The 24365-nt window shown below is 49.2% G+C and carries 18 protein-coding genes; 4 read left to right on the forward strand and 14 right to left on the reverse strand.

The window, feature by feature from the left end; all coding sequences use genetic code 11:
* Positions 1 to 336: 336 nt before the first annotated feature.
* Positions 337 to 1149 (forward strand): uracil-DNA glycosylase, encoded by an 813-nt coding sequence (locus GA520_RS01820; RefSeq protein ID WP_163340292.1) that lies wholly within the window; start codon positions 337 to 339, stop codon positions 1147 to 1149.
* 14 nt (positions 1150 to 1163) lie between these two features.
* Here the strand turns inward: GA520_RS01820 and GA520_RS01825 are convergent, their stop codons facing one another.
* From GA520_RS01825 to GA520_RS01890, 14 genes are all read right to left on the reverse strand, one after another.
* Positions 1164 to 1547: a PqqD family protein gene (locus tag GA520_RS01825; protein WP_163340291.1), complete on the reverse strand. Its 384-nt coding sequence runs from the start codon at positions 1545 to 1547 to the stop codon at positions 1164 to 1166.
* Positions 1531 to 2391: a hypothetical protein gene (locus tag GA520_RS01830; protein WP_163340290.1), complete on the reverse strand. Its 861-nt coding sequence runs from the start codon at positions 2389 to 2391 to the stop codon at positions 1531 to 1533. The genes GA520_RS01825 and GA520_RS01830 overlap by 17 nt, the downstream gene beginning before the upstream one ends.
* Positions 2388 to 3029: a hypothetical protein gene (locus GA520_RS01835; protein WP_163340289.1), complete on the reverse strand. Its 642-nt coding sequence runs from the start codon at positions 3027 to 3029 to the stop codon at positions 2388 to 2390. Before GA520_RS01835 ends, GA520_RS01830 begins: the two co-directional genes overlap by 4 nt.
* Before the next feature lie 156 nt (positions 3030 to 3185).
* The gene (locus GA520_RS01840) at positions 3186 to 5144 is read right to left on the reverse strand and encodes a peptide transporter (RefSeq protein ID WP_163340288.1); all 1959 of its coding nucleotides are present in this window, start codon (positions 5142 to 5144) and stop codon (positions 3186 to 3188) included.
* An 11-nt stretch (positions 5145 to 5155) separates the two neighbouring features.
* Positions 5156 to 7156: a DUF6785 family protein gene (locus tag GA520_RS01845; protein ID WP_163340287.1), complete on the reverse strand. Its 2001-nt coding sequence runs from the start codon at positions 7154 to 7156 to the stop codon at positions 5156 to 5158.
* Positions 7153 to 11991 (reverse strand): FtsX-like permease family protein, encoded by a 4839-nt coding sequence (locus GA520_RS01850; RefSeq protein WP_163340286.1) that lies wholly within the window; start codon positions 11989 to 11991, stop codon positions 7153 to 7155. Before GA520_RS01850 ends, GA520_RS01845 begins: the two co-directional genes overlap by 4 nt.
* On the reverse strand, positions 11978 to 12718 hold the full coding sequence (locus tag GA520_RS01855; protein WP_163340285.1) for an ABC transporter ATP-binding protein: 741 nt from the start codon (positions 12716 to 12718) through the stop codon (positions 11978 to 11980). Before GA520_RS01855 ends, GA520_RS01850 begins: the two co-directional genes overlap by 14 nt.
* A gap of 39 nt (positions 12719 to 12757) precedes the next feature.
* Positions 12758 to 13408: an ABC transporter permease gene (locus tag GA520_RS01860; protein ID WP_163340284.1), complete on the reverse strand. Its 651-nt coding sequence runs from the start codon at positions 13406 to 13408 to the stop codon at positions 12758 to 12760.
* Positions 13409 to 13520: 112 nt separating this feature from the next.
* Complete coding sequence (locus GA520_RS01865; RefSeq protein ID WP_163340283.1) at positions 13521 to 14312, reverse strand: polysaccharide deacetylase family protein; 792 nt, start codon at positions 14310 to 14312, stop codon at positions 13521 to 13523.
* Positions 14309 to 15481 carry a glycosyltransferase family protein gene (locus GA520_RS01870; RefSeq protein WP_163340282.1) on the reverse strand — a complete coding sequence of 391 codons (1173 nt, stop codon included), beginning with the start codon at positions 15479 to 15481 and terminating at the stop codon, positions 14309 to 14311. Before GA520_RS01870 ends, GA520_RS01865 begins: the two co-directional genes overlap by 4 nt.
* Complete coding sequence (locus GA520_RS01875) at positions 15478 to 16122, reverse strand: histidine phosphatase family protein (RefSeq protein WP_163340281.1); 645 nt, start codon at positions 16120 to 16122, stop codon at positions 15478 to 15480. The genes GA520_RS01870 and GA520_RS01875 overlap by 4 nt, the downstream gene beginning before the upstream one ends.
* 30 nt (positions 16123 to 16152) lie before the next feature.
* Positions 16153 to 17406, reverse strand: a complete 1254-nt coding sequence (locus GA520_RS01880) for a glycosyltransferase family 4 protein (protein ID WP_163340280.1) — start codon at positions 17404 to 17406, stop codon at positions 16153 to 16155.
* Between the two features lie 14 nt (positions 17407 to 17420).
* Positions 17421 to 18656, reverse strand: a complete 1236-nt coding sequence (locus GA520_RS01885; RefSeq protein ID WP_163340279.1) for a glycosyltransferase family protein — start codon at positions 18654 to 18656, stop codon at positions 17421 to 17423.
* A 202-nt stretch (positions 18657 to 18858) separates the two neighbouring features.
* On the reverse strand, positions 18859 to 19401 hold the full coding sequence (locus tag GA520_RS01890) for a hypothetical protein (protein ID WP_163340278.1): 543 nt from the start codon (positions 19399 to 19401) through the stop codon (positions 18859 to 18861).
* Between the two features lie 315 nt (positions 19402 to 19716).
* Here GA520_RS01890 and GA520_RS01895 point away from each other — a divergent pair, with 315 nt between their 5' ends.
* The 3 genes from GA520_RS01895 to GA520_RS01905 all read left to right on the forward strand — a co-directional run bounded on the left by GA520_RS01895 (position 19717) and on the right by GA520_RS01905 (position 24336).
* Positions 19717 to 21438, forward strand: a complete 1722-nt coding sequence (locus tag GA520_RS01895) for a VCBS repeat-containing protein (RefSeq protein WP_163340277.1) — start codon at positions 19717 to 19719, stop codon at positions 21436 to 21438.
* 248 nt (positions 21439 to 21686) lie between these two features.
* Positions 21687 to 22838: a porin gene (locus GA520_RS01900; RefSeq protein ID WP_163340276.1), complete on the forward strand. Its 1152-nt coding sequence runs from the start codon at positions 21687 to 21689 to the stop codon at positions 22836 to 22838.
* 172 nt (positions 22839 to 23010) lie between these two features.
* Entirely contained in the window at positions 23011 to 24336 is a 1326-nt protein-coding gene (locus GA520_RS01905) for an MFS transporter (RefSeq protein WP_163340275.1), read from the forward strand.
* Positions 24337 to 24365 lie beyond the last annotated feature (29 nt).

Here is a 24365-nt window from a genome sequence, read left to right on the forward strand (position 1 = left end):
CAAGTCGATTTTAATGACGATAACGACCAAGGCAATCCATGTCCATGTAACGGATTTATGCCGGGAAGAAATTAATCTGGCCGGCATCAATAATAACCACAATGTGCTATATCACGTTAGCATATGCCCAAAAAAAATGCTTTCTCTTTTTGTGGTACTTCAAAACAATTTTGACTTTCCTGCAAGATATGGATTGAAGTTTGTACGTGGGGTACGTAGAGAAGTGAAAACATGGTAATGGTATGGTGGATATGGTATTTTATCCGCCTGAACTGTTGAGAAAATAGGCTTAGGGGTATAGAAGTTGTCTGTTACGGAAAATCAGAATGAGGGTGTGTGAAAACAACAGCACGTGACATATTGAAGGATATCGGCTCGCAGCTTGCTTATCATAAGTCGGTTGGGATTGAGAAGTATCCTGCCAATGAGGGGACTTTTGCGCTGTTGAACCACCAACCGCAAGAAGGTACGCTCCGAAAGGTGAAAGCCGCTGTGTCGGTAGATACTCCTCTTGCCAGGAGAGCTGCCAAGTCGGAGGTCAAGAAAGACGATTCTCCCTTGGATACGGTGCCTTCAGGTTCTCTTCAAGAGCTTGGGAACGAGATTGCGGCCTGTACCGCCTGCGCTTTGGCAGAGTTCAGGATTCTACCTGTGGCAGGAAATGGAGGGGAGAGGGCACGACTTTTAATCGTCGGGGACCGATTGCCGGCAGACAAGGGCACAAGGCTTCCGCAAACATGTGTCTTCGGAATAGAACAGGACCGTATGCTCGCTCGTATGCTGGACGCAATAAAGCTTCCGAGGTCCGATGTTTTTGTGACCAATGTTATTAAGTGCGCAGTCCCTCTTGCCAGACAACCGCAGGCCGAGCATGTTAACGCCTGTTATTCGTATCTGCAGAAACAGGTTGCTGTATTGCGTCCTGAGATGATCCTTGCAATGGGCATGATTCCTGCGAGGATGATGCTCAGCCGCTCTGACTCCCTATCGAGGTTAAGGGGTCGCTTCCATTCCTACAAGTGTACAGACGGCAGGAAGATCCCCCTTGTTGCCACCTACCATCCGACGTTTCTCATGCAAAATGAAGGGATGAAGCGGGCGACCTGGGAAGATCTGAAGTTGGTTGCAAGACAACTGAATCTAGCGTGAGATAGAACCATACTTTAGCGTAGAATAATAATTCCTCGTTTTCCAAGCTCGCGGAGAAAGGTGGTGACTGATAGTTCAGCTTCCTGTCTTGTGATGGTTGTTGCGCGGGCGAACTCTTCAATGATTTCCCGGACGGTCTTTTCTCCGTTAATGAAACTGAAGACCCTGCTACCGTGACTATCAAGTTGCAGTTTCTTTTTGATTTCTTCGTTTTTACCCTGGTTGAATCGTTTAAAAATTGCCTGCAACATGGGCTTAATGGCAAGCTGGTATTCTATCAGCACATCGCCGTTTTCGAGATGCTGCCAATGAACAGACGGAATAATTTCCGGGATACAGTTCAGTGCTTCCTCGCGACTGATCTGGTATGCCGGTCTCTTGTTACGAAATAATTTCATAATGCGAAAAAAGAGATTGAATGGAGTCCGGTTCGATCGGATGGTTGCTTTCACAGATAATGGCCAGAATCCTGTTCATTGAATGGTCATGGCGGATTATGCCCTGGCAGAATGCCTTTTTCCTTTTCAACCGTAAAAGAATCTGGCCCATGAGAGAAGGTGATGTTCCTGCACTGGCAGTTTGGGCATTGTTTTCTTCGATGTTGTCTTTTGAGAGTCTGTCGTCGAGTGAAAACAGGAGTTCGTCAAGGGACTTGTCGGCCAGCCTGTCGGAGGCAGGTGCCATTCTGCAGAACAGAAGCCGCGTTGCCTTATCCTCAAAGAGAAGTCTGGTCAGACCTGCCTGAAAACTGTAACCGGCAAGACGATAAATTGCTGGAATCTGCAACTGGAAATCCTGGACACTCCAGAGCGTTGGTTGATCGCTCTGATGGTGACAGGAGATGGATTGGAGGGTCTTGGAAATATCATCGTTGAAGACAGCAGGATGGGTATATATTCGGCATAGAATCAGAGTCCTGCATTTTCTGTATTGCCAGATGAGGCTTATACCTTCATTTGCATTATCCGTTTGGAGACAACATATTGCGTTCTCTTTGGCGAATTTCGCAAGGTGTCGAGGTGGTGGGACTTCCCGGCATTCATTGGAGGTTGATTTCTTGAACTGACGGACAACAGAATCGATGGTGGCTGTCTGTTTTTTTTCTGCCGGTAGTTCCCAGCGAATTTCCATTACCGGTAGAAAATCCTTTTCGATGAGCAGATGACGTTCACCTGAGACGATATCCTCACAATCTTCTGGCAAGGTAAAATGCAGGCCATTCCAGCCTCGTTGTCTGGTCATTTGGGAATCATGTAATCCCAGTCTGGTTGTTTCAACTCTTCGCGCTTTTTAACATCCTGATCTTTTTTCTTCTCTTCACACATCTGGTTGAAACAGGCACGCTCCTCTTCCACCAGTTCAGGGTAGGAGAGTTTAACCAGGTTACCGATGTTCTCGTTGATGTTTTTCAGGTTATGCTGGAGGGAGAGGCTGACCTTCCTGTTCTCACTGTCTGTGAAGTGCCACTTCCAGATGTGCACTATACCGAACGAGTCTCCTTTCCACTCGTGAGGTGCCCCATATTTCTTTTTGTACTCTTTCAGCAGCTTCTGGAAGAATTTTTTATCCGAGTCTTCATACTTCAGACGCATTTTGAGTATCTTATCTGGATATTTGCAGACCCCGGTAGAAATAATACCTTTACGGAACCCATATCTGTCGGTTACGACCGTTTCCTGGAGGAAGTTTGAAGCCACTACCTCGGGATACTCGTTGATATCAGAGCCAAGGCTAAAGCCACCAACCTCATGAGGAACTTGATCATTAGCGTTGAGGGCCGTAACGGAAAGAGCTGAAATAACCACCATGGCTAATAAGGAAATTGGTACTATCAGTCGGCTTTTGTGTTGTTTATAAGGTTGGTATTTCTGCAGGGGCATGATCGTGAAAGAGTTAAATTTTACTGTCGTTTTGTTCGGTTATTTTCTGGTTACCATAAAATTCTTGTCTGCTATCATTTCAATATTGTCATGGCTGAAAATGATGTCAAGAAGCCGGAGAGCAGTAATGGTTTGCAGCAGACCTGATTGTACTCCCTAATAGGCCATATACCCAAGGGATTTCATGATAAGCGCAAACCCCATGGCAAACATGCCGCTTAAACCCATGCCGCAGGAGAAACCCGCAAGTAATACCGGGGCGTATTGGCGCCACATCGGCCCATATTTCTTAAAAAAGAAATAACGGCCGATGAGTGCTCCTGCAACTTCGAGGATAAGGCCGTGCGGGGTCGACTGGCCCAGACCGCGAACAACACCGTAGATAAGGAGGACCGGTAAGCCGAAGATGGACAGTACAAAATACATGAGCACCCCGAAGCCGAGTCCGGAGAGCACAGTGGTGCCATCCAGAGCCTGATAGAACATGGAGTTACCCTCCAGGGTGGAGGTCTGCATGAGCAGGGTGTTGAGTGCCTGGAGGTGCCAAAGTTCTTGGGCAAATGGATAGCTTGCCGAAGGTATTGGCGCGAGTCTCCAGATGAACTGGGAGAAGAGCAGGCTGGCAATCATGACGATGGGGAATACCAGGAATTCCGCTTTGATAATCCCTCGGAGCGAGGTTCCGGTCAACTCGATCTGGCGAAACTGGACTGTGGCCTCACCGTAATTGTGTATCGGAATGGGCGCATACCATATCTCGATCCCCTGGTAACCGAAGAATCGGGCACCCGCAATAAAACTCGCTTCCCGTACCAGCGGCAGGCTCACAAACTGTCCGGCAATACCTTCCATTCTGGCCGTGATATAAGAAATAATCGGGGTGTAGATAAATCCGTAGGCCAGAAAGAATATCCAGGGGAAAGAGGGAACCAGCCAGACGCAGAGACCTACGTAGGCAAGGGTGGAGAAAAGATAAATGCCGATGGATATCCAGAAGTTGAAGTCGCCCCTTCCTGCTGGTGGATTAAAAAGATCCTGCAGTGTGCCCCGTTCGGCCCCACTGCTTCGAAATGACCGGACGACTGACCAGACACCGAGCGCACCGATAGCCAGACCGAGCCCGATACCAAAACTCATGTAAAAATCGAAATTATTGGCAAAAACGGTATCCACAGTGGCCATGCCGGGATGCCAGCGGGTAAGTACTCCCCATGAGTAGAGCAATGGGTTGAGGATGATGGTTATGATAAGTCCGATAAAGCCCCCTATAACCGCCCAGAAGGGAAGTACCATACCAACGAAAACCAGGCCCAGGTCAAATTGCAGCCCAGTGGCGACTGCCGGTAATATTTCCTCGGTATAGCCGGTAAGCTCAATCCAGGGGATGGGGATAAGTCGGATCTGTTCTGTAAAGATGAGGCCTGAGACAATTGGCAGCAGTACATATACCGCCCCGAAAGCGAGACCGATAACGCCACCAATTGAGAAAACTCGCCACTTCCAGCTTTTCTCTTTTTCTTCTGCCGATTCTGCCAGAGCCATTGTCCCGAGTGCGGCGACCGGGGCCATGGGGAAAGGTAACTTTTCAACATCTGAGGTGATTCGGTACAGGGCATAGCCAAGGCCAAAATGGTCAATTCGCTGTATGATCTGTGAGCCGACCAGCAGGAGGATCGGTATCATCCAGTCCCGGTGAAAAAAGGTTCGTTCCACCATGGAGAGGGAGTCGGGACCTGGCGCCACCCAGGATGGAATGAATTCTGTCACGCCAAGCATCCGGGCCGCATCAGACTGAACAAGATATTGATTCCAGAGTAGACCGGAAAAAGGTGAGGCGAGGGCGGCACCGGCCATGTAATAGAGCAGGAAAATCTCCTGCTGCTTGAGATCGGAGTGGGCTCGTTTGGCAATCTCGGCAAAGAGGATAATGGTTACCCAGCGGGCAGCAGGACCGATTCCCTGGCCGATGACAAGCTGGAGGTACATGGACCCCGGCATCATCAGGAAACCGATGAAGATGGCCCCGATAATAGTTTTCCAGTCGAACCCTTCCTCAAAGTGGTCGGGTGGCGGCAGGAGATCCCTGTATTCCTTTAATTCCTTGTCATCGTACATGGTGGAATCTCCTAATCGGGTAATACCTGATAACTGGTTCCGGTAAAGAGGCCGACGATGGCCCAACCCCCTCCCATCAGGAAGTCACCGATAATAAGACCAATAAAAAAGAACTGCAGTTTTTTGAACAGGTGGATTCCTCCATAACGCATGCACAGTGCGTTGCAGGCCCAGCCGATAAAAAAGCTGACCCAGAGAATCCTCATCGCCGAACTGTAGGCTGTCAAGTAACCGATCGGGTGGATCGGCCACCAGTAAAGGCGGTGATAGCAGACGACGAGCAATAACATTACGAGAGCGCCGAAAAGTGCAAATGTGTAGACCCAGTCCCCGGTACCTGTGGGATTGGTCGCGAGCCGGTAGACGTTTTCAAACATGGTGAGAGTGGTACGGTTGGTCCATTCTAACTGGAGTTCTCGAATACCGAAACGGTAACAGAGAACCATCATTGAAACGATAGAGGCAGTAACACTGGCGATTATCGTAATCGCCAGCCCGCTGAAAAGCAGCAAGGCTGGATTCCTGCCCTGGTGGAGGCGCCTTCCGTGTACCAGCGTAGGCATAAGGGATTCACGCAAGTCGACAAAAAGGGCTTTCTGGCTCATGCCAGCAAGAAGACCGTTGGCTCCGGCGAACATCTTGGTTCCAAGCAGGGCGATGATGCCGTCAGTCGGGGCGGCAGTGAGCGTGAAATAAGCAAGTCCGCCCTGGCAGATAATGCGGGTGGCAACCAGCATTATCATAAAAAATGCACCGGTTACCAAGGTGGCCGTTAGAAGGGTCATACCCATGTAGAGGTACCAGGCAATAATGGCGGCCATACCGAAGGCGGCCCCCCAGAAAGAGATCCTGACATCAAACCACTCAGATCGGCTGCCAGTGTGGGGAGCAAGAAACAACGACTGCTTTGCGACCATTATCAGGTGTTGACGGGCCAGCCAGGTCAGGAACAGGAAGAAAATGCCGTAGGCACCGATCATCTGCATCTCTTCAGGCCGCGTAAGAGTTGGGCCAAAGGTGATACCCAGCTCGGAGGCAGGTATCGAGTAACCCATGAGATTAAGCAAACCATAGAGCAGCCCTCCAGCCAGGAAGAAAAACCAGAAAGAAAAGGAAATCTGGCGGGAAGTCAGGAATGCGAAGCCGATAAATGCCGGGTAGATATAGAGTTTTAACTTCTTGAAACCGACCAGTAATCCCTGGTCAGCCACATAGGGACCGGCCAAGAGGAGGGTGGGGATAGAAGGAATGGAAGGATAATAAAGATTTAAGCCGTTGACCAGGTGCAGGAAGACAGGGACAAAAAGCCCGGCCAAAAGGAACTTGTTAAAGAAAAAAGCTCCACTTTTACCTTCGTCGACGGCCTGGCCGATCATCTGAGGAACTTTTAACAGCGGCATGTTCATCCGCTCGTTATGAATCCACTGCCGTGAGATGAGGTTGATGAGAAACAACATGACCAGATAACTGAGCAGCAGAAAAATACCCCAGAAAAAGAGGGGCTGCAGCCATGCCGACCAGGGAATTTTTACAAATACTTCTGTCCATTCCATGGTTCGTCCGCCGGTGAGACCGTTGTAGAGGAATTCAATAGCCTCCGGTTTCGTTGGCACAAGAGGAGGCGGGAGAAGCGGGTGTAACACATCCTGCCACTGGTTGCCAACGGTTGCGTAATGGATCGGGGCTGTAAGATTGACCAGAAAGGTTCGGGCCAGTCCTGTGTAGGCGATACCTGACCCTATTACCATCTCCAGCCATATGATAAGGAGCTCAAGCCCGGTGAAGATCTTCCAGGATTTGAACAATCGGTTCAGGATAGAGACTATGACGGCCAGCAGCAGGAAAACAAAAAAGGGTGCCAGCGGGAAATGACCGCCGCCAAGAGGCGTCGCCTGCAGGTAGATGTTGTTGTAGGGGGTGAGAATGCAGATTCCAATGGCAAACAGCAGGCCGATCAGTATAGCCCTGATACGAACAGGGGCATATTTGGGTCCGGATTCAAAAGTACTCATTCGTCTGCCTCCGGAGAAAGTTTATCGGCCACTATTTGCTGGAATGAAAGTTGGAGTTCGGTATGGGCTTCAATGCTGAGAGAACGCCAGACAAGCAGCTGTTTACGTATATCGTGCAGGAAAACACTGTTGATTCTGTGCCAGATGCCAGCCTCACCTGATTTTCGTTTCAGTGTTATCCGGATAGAGAGATAATCCTGACCTTCCGCAGCCGGGCAAAACTGTACATCAACCGCCTGCATGATACCGAAATCGAAAGGGGCGAGCCAGACGTTGGCTCTCAAGTGCAGGCAGTGCTGGTCGTAGCCGTTTCCGTCCTGAAAAAGTTCGCGTATTTCGTCAGTGGTTGAGCAACTGAAAATAATATCAATCGGTCCGGTGGAGAAAATACCGTGGGATACGTCCTTGTGCCCTGCAAAGTAGTCGTAGATAAAACCACCTATCGATTCATGCTCATCATACCGCATCAGGAATGGAAGCGTGACGCTGATGGTATCATTTTGCGGCTTTGGCAGGGTGAAGGTTCGGTTCACATCAGGAATAGCGATGCTGGCTGCCACTTTCGATGGATATATAACCGATATCAAGACAACGGCGATAACCAGTACCATGGCTGCAACACCGGCGAGAGATGAGTAGTTGACCGTAATTCCCTGCCAAAGCTGGGTAGAAGAGAATAAGGCGGCCGATACCTGGGCAATAACATAGCCGAGCACCACGGAGATGACTGCAAGTGCCATTGCTTCGGCAATAAACAGAAATGAGACGTGAGATGGCGCGAGTCCCACCGAGGTGTACACACCAATTTCGTTTTTCCGCTCATAGACGGAGCTGATCATAGTGTTAAGGACAATCAGCATGGAGATGAGTAAAGGAATTATGATATTAGGGACACCGCTGTAATTGAGGGTGTCACTGATATTGTAGAGCCAGACGCCACTCTTCTCGCCACTGAAGATCACCAGGCTGAACCGGTCAGTGAGGTGCGAGGCGATATCTTCAAGTTGATCAGGGTTTTCCGGTCGTACCGCGATATTTTTAAGACTTCCACCGGCAGCAAGCAGGGTTGCGGCGGGCACTATAGCAATCTGGGAGGCGTTGATGTGCTGATACCTGGACTGGAAGGAGCGAATATCGTCTCCTGATTCGATTGCTTCCTGTTCCGCTTCGGTAATGTCGGAATCGGTTTCTTCCGGGAAGATAACAGGCGTTAAAGGTTCTCCATCGAGATCGATGGTTTTTTCCATTTGCTCGGCTGGATAAGTCCCGATAACTGTGAAAGATCCGCCCCAGAGGCTGACCGTATCCGTTCCGTTTCCAGTGACACCAAGCCTCTTTGCCGTTTCTTCCTCGAGGATGATCGCCTGCCGGTCTTCTGCATCGAACCAGCGACCCGAGGAGAGAATGGTATCGAGACCTGTTACATATTTTTCATTCGGGCTAAGGCCAACCAGACCTTGCAGAGTCTCCTTCTTCTGGCCATTTCGTAACGGTGCCTGGATGGTCTGGGTCGGGTCGGCCGTCTCCATCCAGACCCGTGGGGCAGGTCTGTTTAATGCCGCCATGGAATTCACCAGAATTTCGGTGGCCTGGCGTGGCAGGCTCTGCCAGTTCAACTGTTTCAGTAGCAGGCCGTGATATGGGGCCTCGGGTTGGAAGAGGAGTCTGGTCTGTTGCCTGTTCGACTTGATCGTCGTAAAACTCATGATGGTAAAGGTGAGGATGATGAGCGTCGAGCATGTCAACACCGTCCTGATCCTTCTACGTCTCAGGTTTGATACCCCGAGCAGGAAGGCGGCAACAAAAGCCTTCCAGCGACTTATCTCTTCAGGCTTCTGGTGGGCGGACCGCCTCTGCAGCATGGCCATCTCCTCCTCGAAGCGTAAGAAGATAATAAGGGTGACCATGAGGGACAAGCCGATAATAAAAAAGGCAAGGATGACGACCATCGGGCTGTATGTAAGCTGGAAAGCAGGGTGTACCTGGTAGATCACGGCTATCAGCACCACCAGTATTATGCAGAAACCGACAATCCTTTTATAAATGGTGGCAAAGTTGAACAGGAAACGTTCCATGCAGAAGGCAAAGGGCACAAAAAGGGCAATATAAAACAGTACGCCAAAGAGGACGTCTTTCTGAGTTTTTTCGATCTGTACATACACCCGTGAGGCCAGTGCAAGGGCTTCCGCCGAAGCTTCCTTGGCAGTTGAAAAGTGGAGGTCTGCGAAATTTTGTTTTGCTTCAGCCAGCGACTGCAGTCCCCTGTTTTTGAGTTCATTTATCTTCTCATCAAATATGCCGTGGGACTCGAGATTGTCAATGCGAGGTGTGATCAAAGTCCAGGCATCCTTGGCGGCCTGGTAAACGGTGTTGTGAATGGCATCGTATTCGTTTACCGGAAAACCTGTGCCGAAAGGCTTTTCCTGGGAGCTGTTGGTCAGCAGCATCTTGCGGGTGAGAACCGTGTCCGAAAGCGTCATCTTCAGCATGGATCCGGCTTCAAGATAAATTGAAGAAATATCGGACTTTCTGGTGTCAATCCGGCTGTACCAGAAATGTTGCGGTGGTGCATCCCTCCGCCCGTCTAACAGGTGGAGCTTGGTCATGTATTTGAAACTGCGAGGCTCAAGGAGATCGTAGACCGTCGTTTCCTTGCAGGAAAACATGGTCAGGTCCGTTTTCATCGATTTCCTGAGCATTTTCAACCGATAGTTCTTCTTGCCGGTTTCCTTTTTATCGATAGCCCAGAGCACCTGACCTGTTTTCTCGTCAAAACGGTACCCTTCAATGATCAACTTATCGAGTACGTTTTTCTTGTCGGATATACCCCTTATATGGAAATTCCCGCGTCTGTCAACAGTTGTGTAAAACTTGTTCAATCCCTGATAGGCGAGAATGGTGGTGCCCTGGGCCGGGTAGTCGGCAAAGAGTTCTCCCTGGAGCAGCAGGTTTGTTCGGACTGTTGCGGAGGATAAGCCATTTCGTGGAAACTTGTTACTGTCCAGCCGGGAGGCGGATGTCATACCATAGACGAGGTCGGTCACCAGGTTTGCCTGTTGGCGAAGATAACCCTCGTTGATACGATCAGCGGTATCCCAGGGGGTTCCCCATAATGCACGGGCGTCACCGGTTGTGACAAGGCTGATACCGATGTTGCCGGCCAGTGAGCTTATCTCACCACCCAATACCGGTTTATCAAGAAACCAGGATTGCCAGCTGCGCATCCTGCTTGGACGCAGTGTATCCCTGTAGGGAACACTGCTCTGGGACGTTTCCCCGCTTGCTTCCAGAACCTCGGCGATCTTTGAATAGATACCGGTCCTGTTGATCGTCGGTTTCAGGTTGTACAGGAAGCCGCGGTGGAAACCGCCGACACCGTCACCATGGCTTGAGAGATGCAGGCTGACAATGGCAGCTATTTTGTCGAACTCCTGGACGCTGGACCTGAAACTGCTGGCACTCTTGATCTCTTTTAGCTGAGCATCTAATTCCTTGATGCGCAGATTGTTTTCGACGATGGTTTTAGGTAGTAATTGCTGCAAAATTTCGGTTTGTTTTGCAGGCAGGTTGTGGAATTGTTCGGCCCACCCCAACTGGCGAAGGGTAAAACGGGTTGCCGCGGTTTTGTCAATTTCTTCCTGGTGCGTCGTGCTGTTTTCAAGCCGCAACTGCATGAGCCGTCTGGATAGGATATCGATCTCAAACTTGAGATGCTGACTTATCGCTTCCCGCAGGACCCTGTCCCTGTCGTGGTCTTCGGTGAGTGGAAATTCGAGGTTCTTGACAAGCTTTAAGCGGGCCTTATCTGTCTTGAGTTCGCTTTTAAGTTCGCTCCTCAGGCTTCTCAGTTCCCTTGACCGGGTATTAATACTCCACATCAACTCCCGCATACCGGCGAGGGTCTGGGCATGACCACTGCTGGCTATGAGCATGACCGATCTTTTGGGTGGCTGTTTTACCAGCTGGTCGGCGATATATAACAGGGTGGCGATGGAGACTGCACCATCTGCTCCGGGTGCCATACCGGCAACCAGTTCTTCATTGTCGAAAAAGGCCTCAAGGATGAGCAGCTCATCTTTGAGGTTTTCATCACTGCCCGGGATTACGGTGTATACGTTTTTGGCTGTGACGTCCTGCCACGTGACTTCAGCCTCCAGCTCTGCTTTTTTTGTTACAAGACCGTTTTCACCAGAAATTGCCGATGTAAGTTCGGTAGATTCAGCCTCCAGCCAGAAACATGGGAACTGAACCGGGGAGAGTTCCTGCTTTTCCCTGAAGAAAAAGTTGCTGCGGGTGTGGCCCCTGTCAAGGTAGATGAGTCCCCTGGCACCGAGGCTGGCGAGAGTCTGCCAGTTTCGACCCGATTCAAATTCCATGACAACGATGGCACCGTCGATGTCCTTGCCGTCAAGTTCGTCAAAACTTCCTGTGCCTACGTAATAGAGTGGGCCGGTCAGGACACCGTTGGTTGCGCCCGGTGTAATGGCATTATACAGAAATGGACGCAACGGATATGTCTTGCTGCCGATTTTCAGTTCTGCACTCTTGGTCTTGCGGACAGGAACTGTGTAGTAATGGTAGGATGTTTCAAGACCTAACCCGTTGAAGAACTCTTCGATATAAGACACCGCTTCTTCATAGCCAGCTGATCCGGTTCTGCGGCTGTCATACTTGCTCAGGGCAGAGACTGTCTTAAAGAGGTCGGTGTTGGAGGTATCGGTGGCGGTGGCAGGAGCGGAGAACACCAGCAACAGCAGGACGAAAACAACTGACGTTATGCGACTGGAGAAGTCTGCAGGAAATACGTTTATAGACAGGTATTCAGCTCTCTGCACTTTCAAGGCCACCAGTTCTTATTTCAAGTTCAGAACGTTCCTGGATCTTGTCGATCCTGCCGTCGCGAATCCAGACAACCTGGTCGGAGACATTAAGCATCTTGTAATCGTGGGTGGCGGAGATAATAGTCACCTGATATTCAACACTTAGTTCTTTAAGCAGTTGGATTATATCCTCTCCGGTTTTGAGGTCGAGGTTGCCAGTGGGTTCGTCTGCCAGGATAATTGAGGGGTTATTGGCAAGTGCCCTGGCAACAGCCACTCGTTGTTGCTGGCCACCAGAGAGTTCAGAAGGCCGGTGCGAATGCCGCCCTTCCAAACCTACCAGTTCAAGTAACTCCATTCCCCTTTCCAGAGAGTCGTCGCCTGACATGCCGGCAAATGTCATAGGTATAGTGACATTTTCAAGAGCCGTCATCACCGGGATAAGGTTGAATGTTTGGAATATGTAGCCAATTTTTCTGCATCGAAGCCAGGCGAGTTCATAAGCGTCGAGCTGGGCGATGTCGACTTCGTCAATAAAAACCTTGCCGGAGGTAGGTTTATCAAGCCCGCCGATCATATTGAAAAGGGTCGATTTTCCCGAGCCGGAAGGCCCCATTATTGAAACATATTTACCGGTCTCAATTTCAAGATCGATACCTTTAAGGACTTCAACTACAAGCTTTCCCAGGTCGAAATTCTTGGTGACCTCAGAAACCCTGACTATACTTTTTGTATCACTCATCAAGCATCTCCTCGCAGAGGGTGTTGACTGATTGTTTGTTTATTGTTCTACCCGCATGGCCTCGACAGGTTGCATACGAGCCGCCAGCAGGGCCGGATAAAGAACACCCAGGAAACTGAGGACCGTGCCGGTCAGAATGGCTATTCCCCCGGAGTAGAGTATCTCTGTAAACGGGTAGTAGGCCAGGGCCGAAAAACCAAATCGAAGCAACGAGGTCATGGTTGCGGTAATCACACCTAGCATCGCTCCAGCCAACGAACCTGCCAGCCCCTGCATCGTCGCTTCGAGTACGAAGAGCCGGACAATATAGCGATCGAGTGCACCCAGGCATTTCAGGGTCCCGATTTCCCTGAAACGTTCTGTGACGGACATCAACTGGGCATTGATAATACCAACCACACATACCAGCAGTGACAGAAAAACTATCCACCGCTGTTTGGCAGACGCACCAATATGGTCTGAACCGGGGATAATATCAAATCCGGCATGGACCAGTTTTTGTTCAAGGACGGGTTCGCCAGAGAGCAGCAATCCTTGCGCCAGATCGTTACCCACTCGGATGTAGCAGAGGAAGGCAACGGCAAGTACCAGGCTCATGGTCGTGACCAGGGAACGGAAGAAACGCACCCTGATGGACTGGTATGCCATCTCTATGGACTTGCGCAACGGCAGAGCAACTAGACGTCTCATGAATAACCCGGGTTAATAGGCGAGGTTTATAAGAAAATCTGAGATCTATTATTAATAGCTTAATTTTACAGGCTGCTCTTGTCAATGCTCCAAAGTATGAGTGGCAATTATTTCATGGTTGGATGAAATCCTGAAGGAGCATGGGGCGGATGTTTGTATATTGTGTCAGACAAGCCAGGATGAGATCGAGAAAGAGAAGAGCCGTTGTATTCATTCGCTGGTGATGCAGCATGATACCGGTGCGGCCGTTGGCCAGAGTCTGTTCGAGTTCATTAAGGATATCGTTCAGCACTTTTGCCGGGTCTGTCTCCTTACGGGTATGTAAATCCACGTTGACCTGAATATCAGGCAGGAGGGGGGTTGAGTCAGGTTGTGCCCCGGCACTCCTGGATAACCCCTTAAACTCAAGACGTTTAAGGGCCCGGATGGTATCCTCACTGCACCTGTTCCACGGTGGGGTGAAGAAGGGTATAAACCGATCATCCAGGATCGATTGGAGTCGTGTTTTTCCTTTATCCAGCTGTTCCATCAGTTGTTGATAATCCCTGGCGGGACCGAACTCCTGTTTTTTTCCTTCGGGTTCAAAATTTTTGTGCAGCCGGCCATGTTGGTGCCAGCACCATTGGTTTGGTTCATGACCGGTTATGGCTTCTAACTGTCTGAAACGTGAAGAGGTGAGCCAGGATGGGACCGTTGCGAGGCAAAGAGGTGTTTGGTGCTTTTGGAAAAGGTGTATCATTTCTGTAAAAGAAGCGGAGGGAACCCCAATATCATCCGCCCTGAAAAAGAGCTGTATGGGGGTGTTGCCTGCGCTGGCGATACCTTTTCCAATGGCATCGTAAATTTGCTCTTTAATAGTGTTTGGGAGTTTCTGCCTGTAGAGTGTGGAGGGGCGATAATTCATATTGTCGCGGTGGGTTGGTCGTGAAAGATATTTTCTATCCAGGTTCTGGTCTGTTGGGCACCATCCAGCTTGATAGTACACCGATATCTAGGCATGGATACGTGCTGTTCAATTGTCTTTGCAAGCAGGGCGGCGGTAAGGTCATGCTCCTCAAGTATCCTGAATGTGCCGAATTGTTGAAGTTTTTTGACCCGGTAACGCTGTTCCCTGTTTTGGGAAAATGGATACACCAACGCGGGGATACCGGCAGCAAGCAGATTCATACAGGTGTTGTAACCGGCCATTGATATTGAAAGGTCTGCAGCCAGAAGCCAGTCGGGGAAATGGTCGGTAAACCTGCTGAGACAAACATTCTCTGGCAAAGAGACCTGCAGGTTGGTAAATGTTTCTTCAGGGAAGTATGGGCCGGTAAAAAGTTGCATGCGGCATCGGATATCAGTCAGGAGGGTAAACGCCTGAATAGCTGCTTTGACGAGTTCGTGGCCGACGTTCCCCCCCCCAATGCTGACGACGATGAGCTTGTCATCATCCTGAACCGCCAGACTTTGCCGCAGCTCGTGGCGGTCTTTCTTACTGCTTTCTCTGGTGATAAAGCCGGTATAGACGGTAGGGATGTTGATATCGTTTATCCTGGAGAATGTTTCGCCTAAAGTTATCACCTTTTCATCCGCATGAAGCAGGAGGCCATCAAAATAGTTGTTCAGGGTCTTGATGATCCGTGCTTCAAATTTCTCCTGGTCGTTCGGGCGTTCGACCAGGATATCACGCAGGCTGACGAAACAGCGGCATGGTGGAATAGTTCGTTCGTTTATGCCTTTTAGAACCGGGTCGAGTTCAAATCGAAAAGCCTTGCGCCCAAACGGGTAAAGTTCGACCAGAAAAACATCCGGACTATTTTGTTGAAACCAGGTGAGAAGAAGCTCAGCCCGTTGTGCTTTAACTTCCTCAAGGGAGAGTGTAGCGTCGCAGGGGGAGAGATTGTTGAACCGGGCATCCATCTTCAGGCCGGGAAGTTGGCAGATCGAGATGTCCGGATTGTCAACGGACACTTCCGGGCCACCCAGGATGAGTGTGACCTGATGGAATTCTGCCAACACCCTGCAGATCTCAAGGCTTCGGTGGAAATGCCCTATCCCCAGGACGTGCTGGCAGTAATACGCAATTTTCACCGGCTGTTTCCTGTCTCTTCGCTAGGATGAATGTTGAGTTCTGTAATAGCGTATCCATTATCGTTGCAACTGATACGATGTAATCGGTCCTTTTCAAGAAGAGAGGGCTCGTGTGGCAAAAATGAACGCCCTGCGACGGCATATACCAGGCATTTTATGATACCGAGATGACATACGATCAGGATGTTTTGTCCGGCGTGGGTGGCATGAGCATCGTTAAGAGCCTCAAAGGCCCTGGCCCTGGCTTGTGCGCGACTCTCTCCATCTGGCGGTGTGAAATCCCAGCCGGCTGCAATTTGTTCGGCCAGAACCTCTGGGTATTGCTGGCGAACATCGGTGACCCTCATTCCTTCCCAGGTTCCCCAATCCTGTTCACGCAACCTGTGGTCAAAAGTGACCGGCAGCCTGAGCTGTTCATTGAGCAGGGTGACGGTCTGTTGAACTCGTCCCAGGTCGCTGGCAATAATCCGGTCCCACGCCATCACGTGGCACCTTTTTGCCCATTGCTCCGTTTGGCTGATGCCTTCTTCTGTCAATGGAGAATTGCCTCGCCCCTGAACTCGTTTTTCCTCATTCCAGACGGTTTTTCCATGACGTAACAGCCCAAAGGTGGTTGGTGCACATGTTGCTGTCGTATCCATATGTACCCTCGGTTGAGTTGTTATCAAGCGTTACGCCAGCTGGAGGTGGGGTTGGGCCTGGAAGATGTCAGCCAGGTTACGGACCCAGCGGCGATTATCAAATTGATTATGAACCCAGTCCCTGCCTTGTTCAGAAATTCGATTGCGAAGGTCATTGTCCAGTAGTATTTTTTCTATCGATTCAGCCATAAGTTCCGGGTTGTCAGGTTCGATGGTGTAACCTGTCTCTCCGTGTTTCAGGATTTCAGGAATGGCGGAAACATTGGTTGAGAGTGCGGGAACACCCATGGCCAGGCTTTCTACTAACACATTGGGGATTCCGTCACGGTCTCCGCTCTTGGCAATTCTGCAGGCGAGCACAAAAAGGTCAGTTTGCCGGAACTGGTCGAGAACCTCGGTGTGGGTCCTGGTGCCAAGGCATATGCACTCGTTTTGAAGATCTAACTCTTCAATCAATGCAAGTATCTTTTCCCGGTCGTCACCATCACCAATGAGGGTATGTTTGAATTCGAGGCCCCTCTTCTTTAGCAGGGAAAGTGCCCGATACAGATCGGGCAACCCTTTCTTTTCCGTCATTCTGGCTATTGTCAGGAGCTTGTATGGGGGCTGTGACCTGGTGCTGCGTACCTGCTGGTTAAAGAGTTGCAGATCAATACCGTGGTAGACGCAATGGATTGGAGTTGAATGAGAACCGGCAAGTTGTTCGAGGAATTCACTGTTGTGACGGGTACAGGTGACGACAAAACCTGCTTTTTCTATCTTCTCTTTTAGCTGGGCAGGATTTGAAGTGTAGATATCCTTGGCGTGGGCGGTAAAACTAAAGGGCAGACCAGAAAGCATTGAGGCAAACATCGTCACTGAAGTTGGTGAGTGAGCAAAGTGGCCGTGAAGGTGTCCGATATCCGGCTCGTTGAGCAGGAAACGGTTGGTCATATATCCGGCCTGCAAGAGGTGTTTAAGGGTCGCAAGTTTTCTGTTGCGACGAAAACGCTCTCCGGCAAGTGCCATAGCTTTCCTGTATCGTGGCGGATTCTTGGCCGCCAGGAAGAGGTTGGGGAGAAGCAGTCTGTGAAACTCCAGCAGGAGTTCTGTCGGCAAATAGTCAACGGCGGCCCGGATCTGTTTAACTGAATCGTGGCAAAACGTCTCACGTGGGTGGCGCATGGAGAAGAGACGTATTGAGAAACCGAGCTCTTCGAGCAGCAGGATTTCATTAGAAATAAATGTTTCCGAGATTCGGGGATACCCCTTCAGGATATACCCGATAGTCGTGCGTGGGGACATGGCGGTCTTGGTTTTTATGGGTGGCCAGCGGCTAATGCTACCGGGGCAGGAGTATGCTTATTGCTCTTAAGATTCTGTAATTGTTGCAGCATGACGTCGAGGCCGGTTAATTCAAAAGAACGTATGGTGTCAACGTATTTGTCCCGTTCGCGTATCATGGTGAAAATCTTTTCCCGTAACAATTGGGGCGTGACATCAGTCCAGGAAATGTAATCAAGGAGTCCTCGTTCTTTCAAACAGATTGCCCGGATAAGTTGTTCCCTACGTGGGGTTTCTCTTGGAATGATGAGTGCCGGCGTCTCCTGGGTGAGGATCTCGCAAATAGTGTTATACCCGCCCATTGAGATTACCAGGTCGGCTCCTTTCATCAACTCTTCCAGTCTGGGGTGGAACGGAAGCGTTTTTATACCGTGCAGTTTGGCCCTCTTTTTCAACCTCTCCCTTTTGCGTTTGGGCATAAACGGACCGGTAATAATTACTGATTTGATGGGGAGTGAGGTGGGATAGTACTCGTGCATGGCAAGATACTGCTCGACGACCTCGCAACCGTCTCCCCCCCCGCCTGTAGTCACGAGTACAAAAATATCGTCATCAAGGATCCGGTATTGATTCCTTACCTTGTTACGGATACGGGGTGACAAAGTTTTTCTGGGAATGTACCCGGTAAATGTAGTTTTTTGCCTGGCTGGTACTGGAAAGGAATAGTGCACGGTGGGGTCATAGATACTCTGCTCGCCGTACACCCAGATCTCGTCATAGAGGTTGTCCAGGGATTGGTACACTCCTTTTTCCTGCCAGTCTTTTTGTATGACGGTGCTTTCGTCGAGTATGTCACGTAATCCCAGAACTGAAGTCGTTTGAGGGCTATTCTCTTTTAACCACTCAAGGGTTGGTAAAACTTCTCTTTTAAGGCCATGGGGTTCCTTGTCGACGATAAAGAGATCCGGTTTCAATTCCTGGGCAGTGGCAAGGATAATATTGGTGCGGATGCTGAGGGCATGTTCCTGGCCGATACGCATTGAAAGAGACTGGTAATCCTCATTGGTTTTCTTGATCATGCCCGGGATTCGGACGAAATCGACTTGTTCCGGAAAAGGAAACCGGCCTGCGATGGGTGATCCGGTAATGATCAGGACATTTGTGTTTGCATCACGCAGATGGTTGGCAATGGCCATTGAGCGTCTGATATGTCCCAGGCCATAGGTGTCATGCGAGTACATGAGAATGTTGTAGTTGGGTGAGACGCTCATTGTAGTATCTGGTGATGTTCTGATGAGATAATGCACTTGTGTCGATGTTTAAAATACAGGCAAATCATAATTCAAGAAAAGGTTTATTCTACAGGAAAGGTAATGTCAAGCGGATGACGTGGGTTCAAATAAAAAGGCCTTCATCCATTTGAGAATGAAGGCCTTTTGTGAATTTGTATTATCGAAGGAGTCGAGAGGGTGATCAGAAACTCATGGAGAGTTTGTTGCTCACCATTATAATGGATTCAACATCACTGTAGGTGCTCCGCTCCTTGAAGACATCTCCCGTTTCCATGTAGCCGAAATGTACCTCGTAATTCAGGTTGTCCAGTAATTTATAGACAAGTCCCAGATTGGCCTCCCAACTGGACTCGTGTTCATCAAGGCTGGGATCCCAGTTGTTTTGGGCCATACCAAATGTTCCCTGTACAGAGAACTGCTCTGTGGGTTTGTATTCTGCTGAGATGGCGAACCCGGTTGACGTCCCCAGATCGGGAGTAGTCCTCAGGGATGACTCAGTAAAGGACTGATGGTTGAGGATATCAGCCTTAGTTGAGGTAATCAGGAGTGGCTCGTAATTCTGCAACCGGATATCAGCTGTTTCCTGGAAATCCATAAGGGCGCCCAGGTTATAGGTTGTCACCTTGTAAGCACTGAGTCTCTCAAACTCTTCGGCTGTAGCATTCTGTACAGCACCGTACATGACCAGCAGTGGCGTAAGGTATAAAAATATCTTTTTCATCATATAGTTAGAACATAATAAATTTATCCGGGCTTTCATCCTGTGCTTGGCAGGCTGGTACAAAAAATTAAACCCTTTATGACATGATGTGTTTTTATTGTTGAAAAGTCAAGGGGTAATTTCATCCAGATGCGTGCAATCCTTACAGTATATAACGGGCATATGGAGTGGCTTCTGGAGCTGTCTGGTACAAAAAACGATATTGGTTCTAACGAATAGGAACCTTGCAGCGGTCTGGAAAGTGGGATATAGGTAGCTGCTGAGTTTCTGTAAAATTCAAGTGCTGCATATACAAATAAATCAGTTACAGGAGTGGTTATGATGTACAGGACATTAGTAATCATGTGTTGCCTGTTTCTTTTCGCTTGCCCCGTTCAAAATGGGGTCGCTGGCGAGGAGAAAACTGCACGGGTCATGGTTCTTCCTTTTGATGGTACGGCCAGTGGCGATTTTGCCTATTTGACAGATTCTATACGGGCTATGGTTTTAAGCCGTCTTGCTGCCAACAAGGATGTTGAACTTGTGGATTATGCAGTGCAGCAGGACGAAATCAGGATGCTCAATAATGGTGCGGCTACACTTGAGGATGGTGAGTCACTCTTTACCAGGTTCCAGACGGACTATGTTGTAACCGGTGGTCTTTACGCCTTGCAGACTGGATTGAAAATCCAGGTTTCAGTAAAAGGCAAGGATGAGGAGGCACCGCCGGTACGTCTTCAGGTCTTGGCTGTAAATGAAGATGCAATTATACCCCAGGTTGAAATGTTGGCAGGGGATATCGCCGGAAAGGGAATGGGGCTCCAAACTGCAGGCCCTGCCTCTGTGGCGGGAAAAGCTGAGGGTGCAGAGGAAGGGCTTGCCGGATTTGCCACTGAACATCCGGAAAAGGTGTACAAGAAGGGCATTTTCAGTGGCTCTATCGTGGTAGAAGAAGGTGGCGGCGTGAAGGTGGCGTCTACTGCGGTACGACGGAGTTCGGTTATTCCGTCCATGCTCGTAACCATGGCGACAGGAGACCTTAATGGTGATGGGAGGCTGGAAATCGCCTCGGCTTCCAGATCAACCTTATCTATATATAGGTTTAATGAAACACGTTTCGAGGCAGTAGCTGAGCATAGATTCTCCGGTGCGTTCAAAATCCATGCTGTGAACATCGCGGATGTTGACCGTGACGGGCGTCAGGAAATATTTGTCAGCGCCGACCGTGACGGAAGGGCAGCTTCGGCTATTGTTAAACTGGATGGCTCGTCGCTTGTACCAGTACTTGAAGAGATTGAATGGTATATACGACCCCTGAATAAGCCTGGAGAAGGTGTTATCCTTGCCGGACAACGTGCGAGCCAGGACCCAAAAGATGGGTATGTTCGCCAGGGAGTATCCCAACTTAAACTCTACGCGAATTTCAATGGTGTAAGAGAGGATAAAAAATTACCCCTTCCCAGGAACGTACGGTTGTTTGATTTCGAATGGGTAGACCTGGATAATGATAACAAATATGAGTTGATCGCGGTGGACCATCGTGAAAAGCTCCTGATATATGACAGCCAGAACAGTCTTATGTGGGTAAGCGAAGAGGATTATGGCGGCAGCCGGAACTTTTTTGGACCTCCCAAGAGTTCAAGGGTCAGGAGCTTGATGGCCTTCGATGATGACAGTGAATTTGAGCGTGAGATGGTTTTTCTGCCGACCAGGATTCTGCCGGTAGATGTGGACGGGGATGGCAGGCAGGAGATTGTCATAGGCCAGAACAAAAGGTTGTTTGGTAAGTGGCTGAGCAATAGTCGGGAGTATGACGGGGGGGCTGTTGTTTGCCTTGGCTGGCAGGAAAATGGGTTACGCCAGTTGTGGAAGACCAATAAAATAAACGGTTATATTGCAGATTACAATTATGTACAAAACGGCCGTTCACTGGGCAGTGAAGAGGATGCAAGTGCAGGTCTTTACGTGGCACAGATTCCTGAGAAAATGTTTTTTGGATTCTTAATGAGTAGTGAAAGCAAATTGTTACGCTATGATCTGGTTGTTGAGGCTGCTGATTAGATTTGGAGGATTCCAAATATATTCATTTCTGCTTGTTGTTTCTACCTGTAATCACAGGGTTGCAAGCTAGTATAAAAATTTAAACCAAGGTAAAAAATACTTGACATTGGGAGTGTCCGGGTATAAAAGTGCAGTAGTTATGTAGTATAAAGTGTCTTTTAGATTCTAATATTCCTTTTCATCTTGAGACGAAAGGGAGTTACAGACACCCCGAAGTGGGGACAATTTAGTTACTAAGGAGAAATGAGATGAAAAAAGTAATTGCTGCCGCTGCCGGCCTTATGCTGGCTGGCACCCTGGCTTCTGCTGCGGTTGCCGCTGAGGCTGGTGTTAAATTTAAAGGTGATGCCCGTGCCCGTTACTACCTGCAGAATGAGTACGCGAGTTCTGATTCCGAGGATACCCACTGGAACTCCCGTGTACGTCTGCAGTGGACTGCTACCTCTAAAGGTGGTGCGTACGCAGTAGGTCGTTTTCGTCTGGCGGATGCTACCTGGAATGGTACCCAGTCTAACCGTAAAGGTTCTGACGCTGGTAACCTCTGGGTTGATAAAGCGTACATCGGTGTTCCTTTTGGACCGATCACCGTTGAAGCTGGTCTGACCTATCGTAACCTGACCGATTTCGCATTTGCATGGCGTGGTGCTGACGCTGTTGATTTCATCTACAAAGGTGAGAACACCAACGTTCGTGCTTTCATCCAGGTAGAAGATGAATACGAGGAAGATGTTGTAGATGCAGACGGTAACGTCGTTCAAGCAGCCAACGATGCCGATAATGATAACGACATCATGATGTACGGTGTTCGGCTCGACCAGAAGTTCGCAGGCGGTTGGGGTCTGGTTGCATACGCAGCATATCAGGATGACCAGCAGTTTACAGACGAAAGCGGTACCCTGGCTGGTTTGAAGGTAAGCGGTGCATTTGGTGGTATTACCACGGCTGCTGAGGTTGCTTACCAAGAATCTGACCTTCTTGGTAGCGATGACGATGGTATAGGCGCTTACATTGAGGCTACCGTTCCTGTAGGACCTGCATCCATTTATGGTATTGTCGGTGTTGCTCAGGACGGTTTTGTGGTTGATGATGACTTCGCCGGACAGGGTAACGTAATGGGTAACTTCTCCCAGATTTCATCCTTCGCCATCGGTGGATCCGATTTTGGCGATACCACCTGGGTTGTTGTAGCTCCGAAGTTCAAAGCTACTGAGAGCCTGACCCTCGGTGCAAACCTGGGTTACTATGATGGCGATGTAGATTCAGCTTTTGAGATTGGTCTCGACGCTAGCTACGCAGTTACCGATGGCGCGTCTCTGAATGCTATCTTCGGTTATGTTGATTTCGACGAAGCTGATAATAATCCACTTGGTTTCGGTCTGTCTCTGGAGATCTCCTACTAATTTGATTATTTAATCAATTAGCAGAGTCTTTATGAAGGCGGGTTCCCTCTGCGGGAACCCGCCTTTTTCTTTGCCTTGTAAAATATGTATGGCTCATTTTTCTGATCGCAACAGTTTGCAATGTTTCCTGATGGTTGCGTTTGGTGTATTTCTTTCCACTCTGGACAGCAGCATGATTAATGTTGCTCTACCCGAAATCATGCATGATTTTCAGGAGGAGTTGAAGAGGGTCGATCTCATTGTTGTCGCGTACCTGATGGTCATCAGTATTACACTGGTTTTTTGGGGAAGACTTGGGGATACCGTTGGGAAGGGTAAAATTTACGCAGGCGGGATATGTTTGTTTGGGATGGGAGCTCTATTATGCAGCCTGTCTCAGAACCTCTGGCAGTTGGTATTGACTCGGTCGATACAGGCATGTGGGGCTGGCATGATGATGGCAACCGGACCTGCCTTGATAAAACTTGTCACCCCTGTTGAAAACCTGGGTAAAATGCTTGGCCTGGTAGGTATTGCCACGTCCGCTGGGTTGACTTGCGGTCCTGTTATCAGTGGCTATTTATTGACACATTATAGTTGGCGGGCCATTTTTTTTGTATCATTGCCGGTAAGTTTGTTGCTTGCCTTATTGGCGATTTTTGGGGTGTTACCGAAACTGACCGCTTTTGAGAAACGTCATCCTTTTCCGTTTGACTGGAAAGGGGGAATAGTCTGGATGTTATTGGTTATCTGTTCTGTTTGTTTTTTTAAAGTGGTGGGAATAAGCATTATTGGAACCCTGCTGGTTACCCTTCTTATTGCTGTGCTGGTCGTTGTTTTTATCAGGGTTGAAAGACATGCTGACAGGCCAATTCTGCCTTTGCAGTTGGTATCAAACCGGTATTTCTGGACGGCAACAATTGCTGCATCCCTTGCCTTTTCGGCACTTTTTATTGTTATTATCCTGCTCCCGTTTTTTCTGAAAATAATTCTCAACTATACACCGGATGCCATAGGACTCACTATGATGGCCCTGCCGGTAAGTCTTGTTCTGTTTTCACCGTTGTCCGGTTGGATATTTGATACTACCGGGTCTGCCAGGTATGTTTCTTCTACAGGTTTATTCCTCGGAGCAATTGCTGTCTGCATGATGCTTCGTTTTGGTGACCAGACGTCTCAAGCCTACATTGCTTTTTGCCTCGGCCTGCTTGGATGCGGGGTTTCTATATTTCTCACGCCAAACAGTGCTTCGGTTCTGACTCGGGTACAGCAAAGATTTGCAGGGATCAGCGCAGGAATTTTGGCTACGGCGAGGAATTTCGGGATGATGAGTGGGGCGGCAATTGCCGGGGCTGGCTTTACACTGGCCTATCGTACTATCGGGCATGGTAAAGAATATTCAGCTGTTGATGTGCAGCCAGAGAATTTTATCGGTGCGACACATTTTCTCTTTATTGTCGCTCTGCTGCTTCTTGCCATCGGGTGTGGATTGTCGATCATGCGCCAAGAGCAGGTTTAGCGGGGATACTCATGGAAAATGTGCAGATG

Origin of the sequence: Desulfopila sp. IMCC35008, from assembly GCF_010646885.2 — a bacterium.
Classification (GTDB): domain Bacteria; phylum Desulfobacterota; class Desulfobulbia; order Desulfobulbales; family Desulfocapsaceae; genus Desulfopila.

Excerpts from the sequence above, each read along its gene's own strand:
- GA520_RS01840 (WP_163340288.1), bottom strand. The coding sequence starts at position 5,144 with ATGTACGATGACAAGGAATTAAAGGAATACAGGGATCTCCTGCCGCCA.
- GA520_RS01875 (WP_163340281.1), bottom strand. The coding sequence starts at position 16,122 with ATGGATACGACAGCAACATGTGCACCAACCACCTTTGGGCTGTTACGT.
- GA520_RS01845 (WP_163340287.1), bottom strand. The coding sequence starts at position 7,156 with ATGAGTACTTTTGAATCCGGACCCAAATATGCCCCTGTTCGTATCAGG.
- GA520_RS01890 (WP_163340278.1), bottom strand. The coding sequence starts at position 19,401 with ATGATGAAAAAGATATTTTTATACCTTACGCCACTGCTGGTCATGTAC.
- GA520_RS01895 (WP_163340277.1), top strand. The coding sequence starts at position 19,717 with ATGATGTACAGGACATTAGTAATCATGTGTTGCCTGTTTCTTTTCGCT.
- GA520_RS01835 (WP_163340289.1), bottom strand. The coding sequence starts at position 3,029 with ATGCCCCTGCAGAAATACCAACCTTATAAACAACACAAAAGCCGACTG.
- GA520_RS01885 (WP_163340279.1), bottom strand. The coding sequence starts at position 18,656 with ATGAGCGTCTCACCCAACTACAACATTCTCATGTACTCGCATGACACC.
- GA520_RS01900 (WP_163340276.1), top strand. The coding sequence starts at position 21,687 with ATGAAAAAAGTAATTGCTGCCGCTGCCGGCCTTATGCTGGCTGGCACC.
- GA520_RS01830 (WP_163340290.1), bottom strand. The coding sequence starts at position 2,391 with ATGACCAGACAACGAGGCTGGAATGGCCTGCATTTTACCTTGCCAGAA.
- GA520_RS01905 (WP_163340275.1), top strand. The coding sequence starts at position 23,011 with ATGATTAATGTTGCTCTACCCGAAATCATGCATGATTTTCAGGAGGAG.
- GA520_RS01825 (WP_163340291.1), bottom strand. The coding sequence starts at position 1,547 with ATGAAATTATTTCGTAACAAGAGACCGGCATACCAGATCAGTCGCGAG.
- GA520_RS01865 (WP_163340283.1), bottom strand. The coding sequence starts at position 14,312 with ATGAATTATCGCCCCTCCACACTCTACAGGCAGAAACTCCCAAACACT.
- GA520_RS01880 (WP_163340280.1), bottom strand. The coding sequence starts at position 17,406 with ATGTCCCCACGCACGACTATCGGGTATATCCTGAAGGGGTATCCCCGA.
- GA520_RS01855 (WP_163340285.1), bottom strand. The coding sequence starts at position 12,718 with ATGAGTGATACAAAAAGTATAGTCAGGGTTTCTGAGGTCACCAAGAAT.
- GA520_RS01860 (WP_163340284.1), bottom strand. The coding sequence starts at position 13,408 with ATGAGACGTCTAGTTGCTCTGCCGTTGCGCAAGTCCATAGAGATGGCA.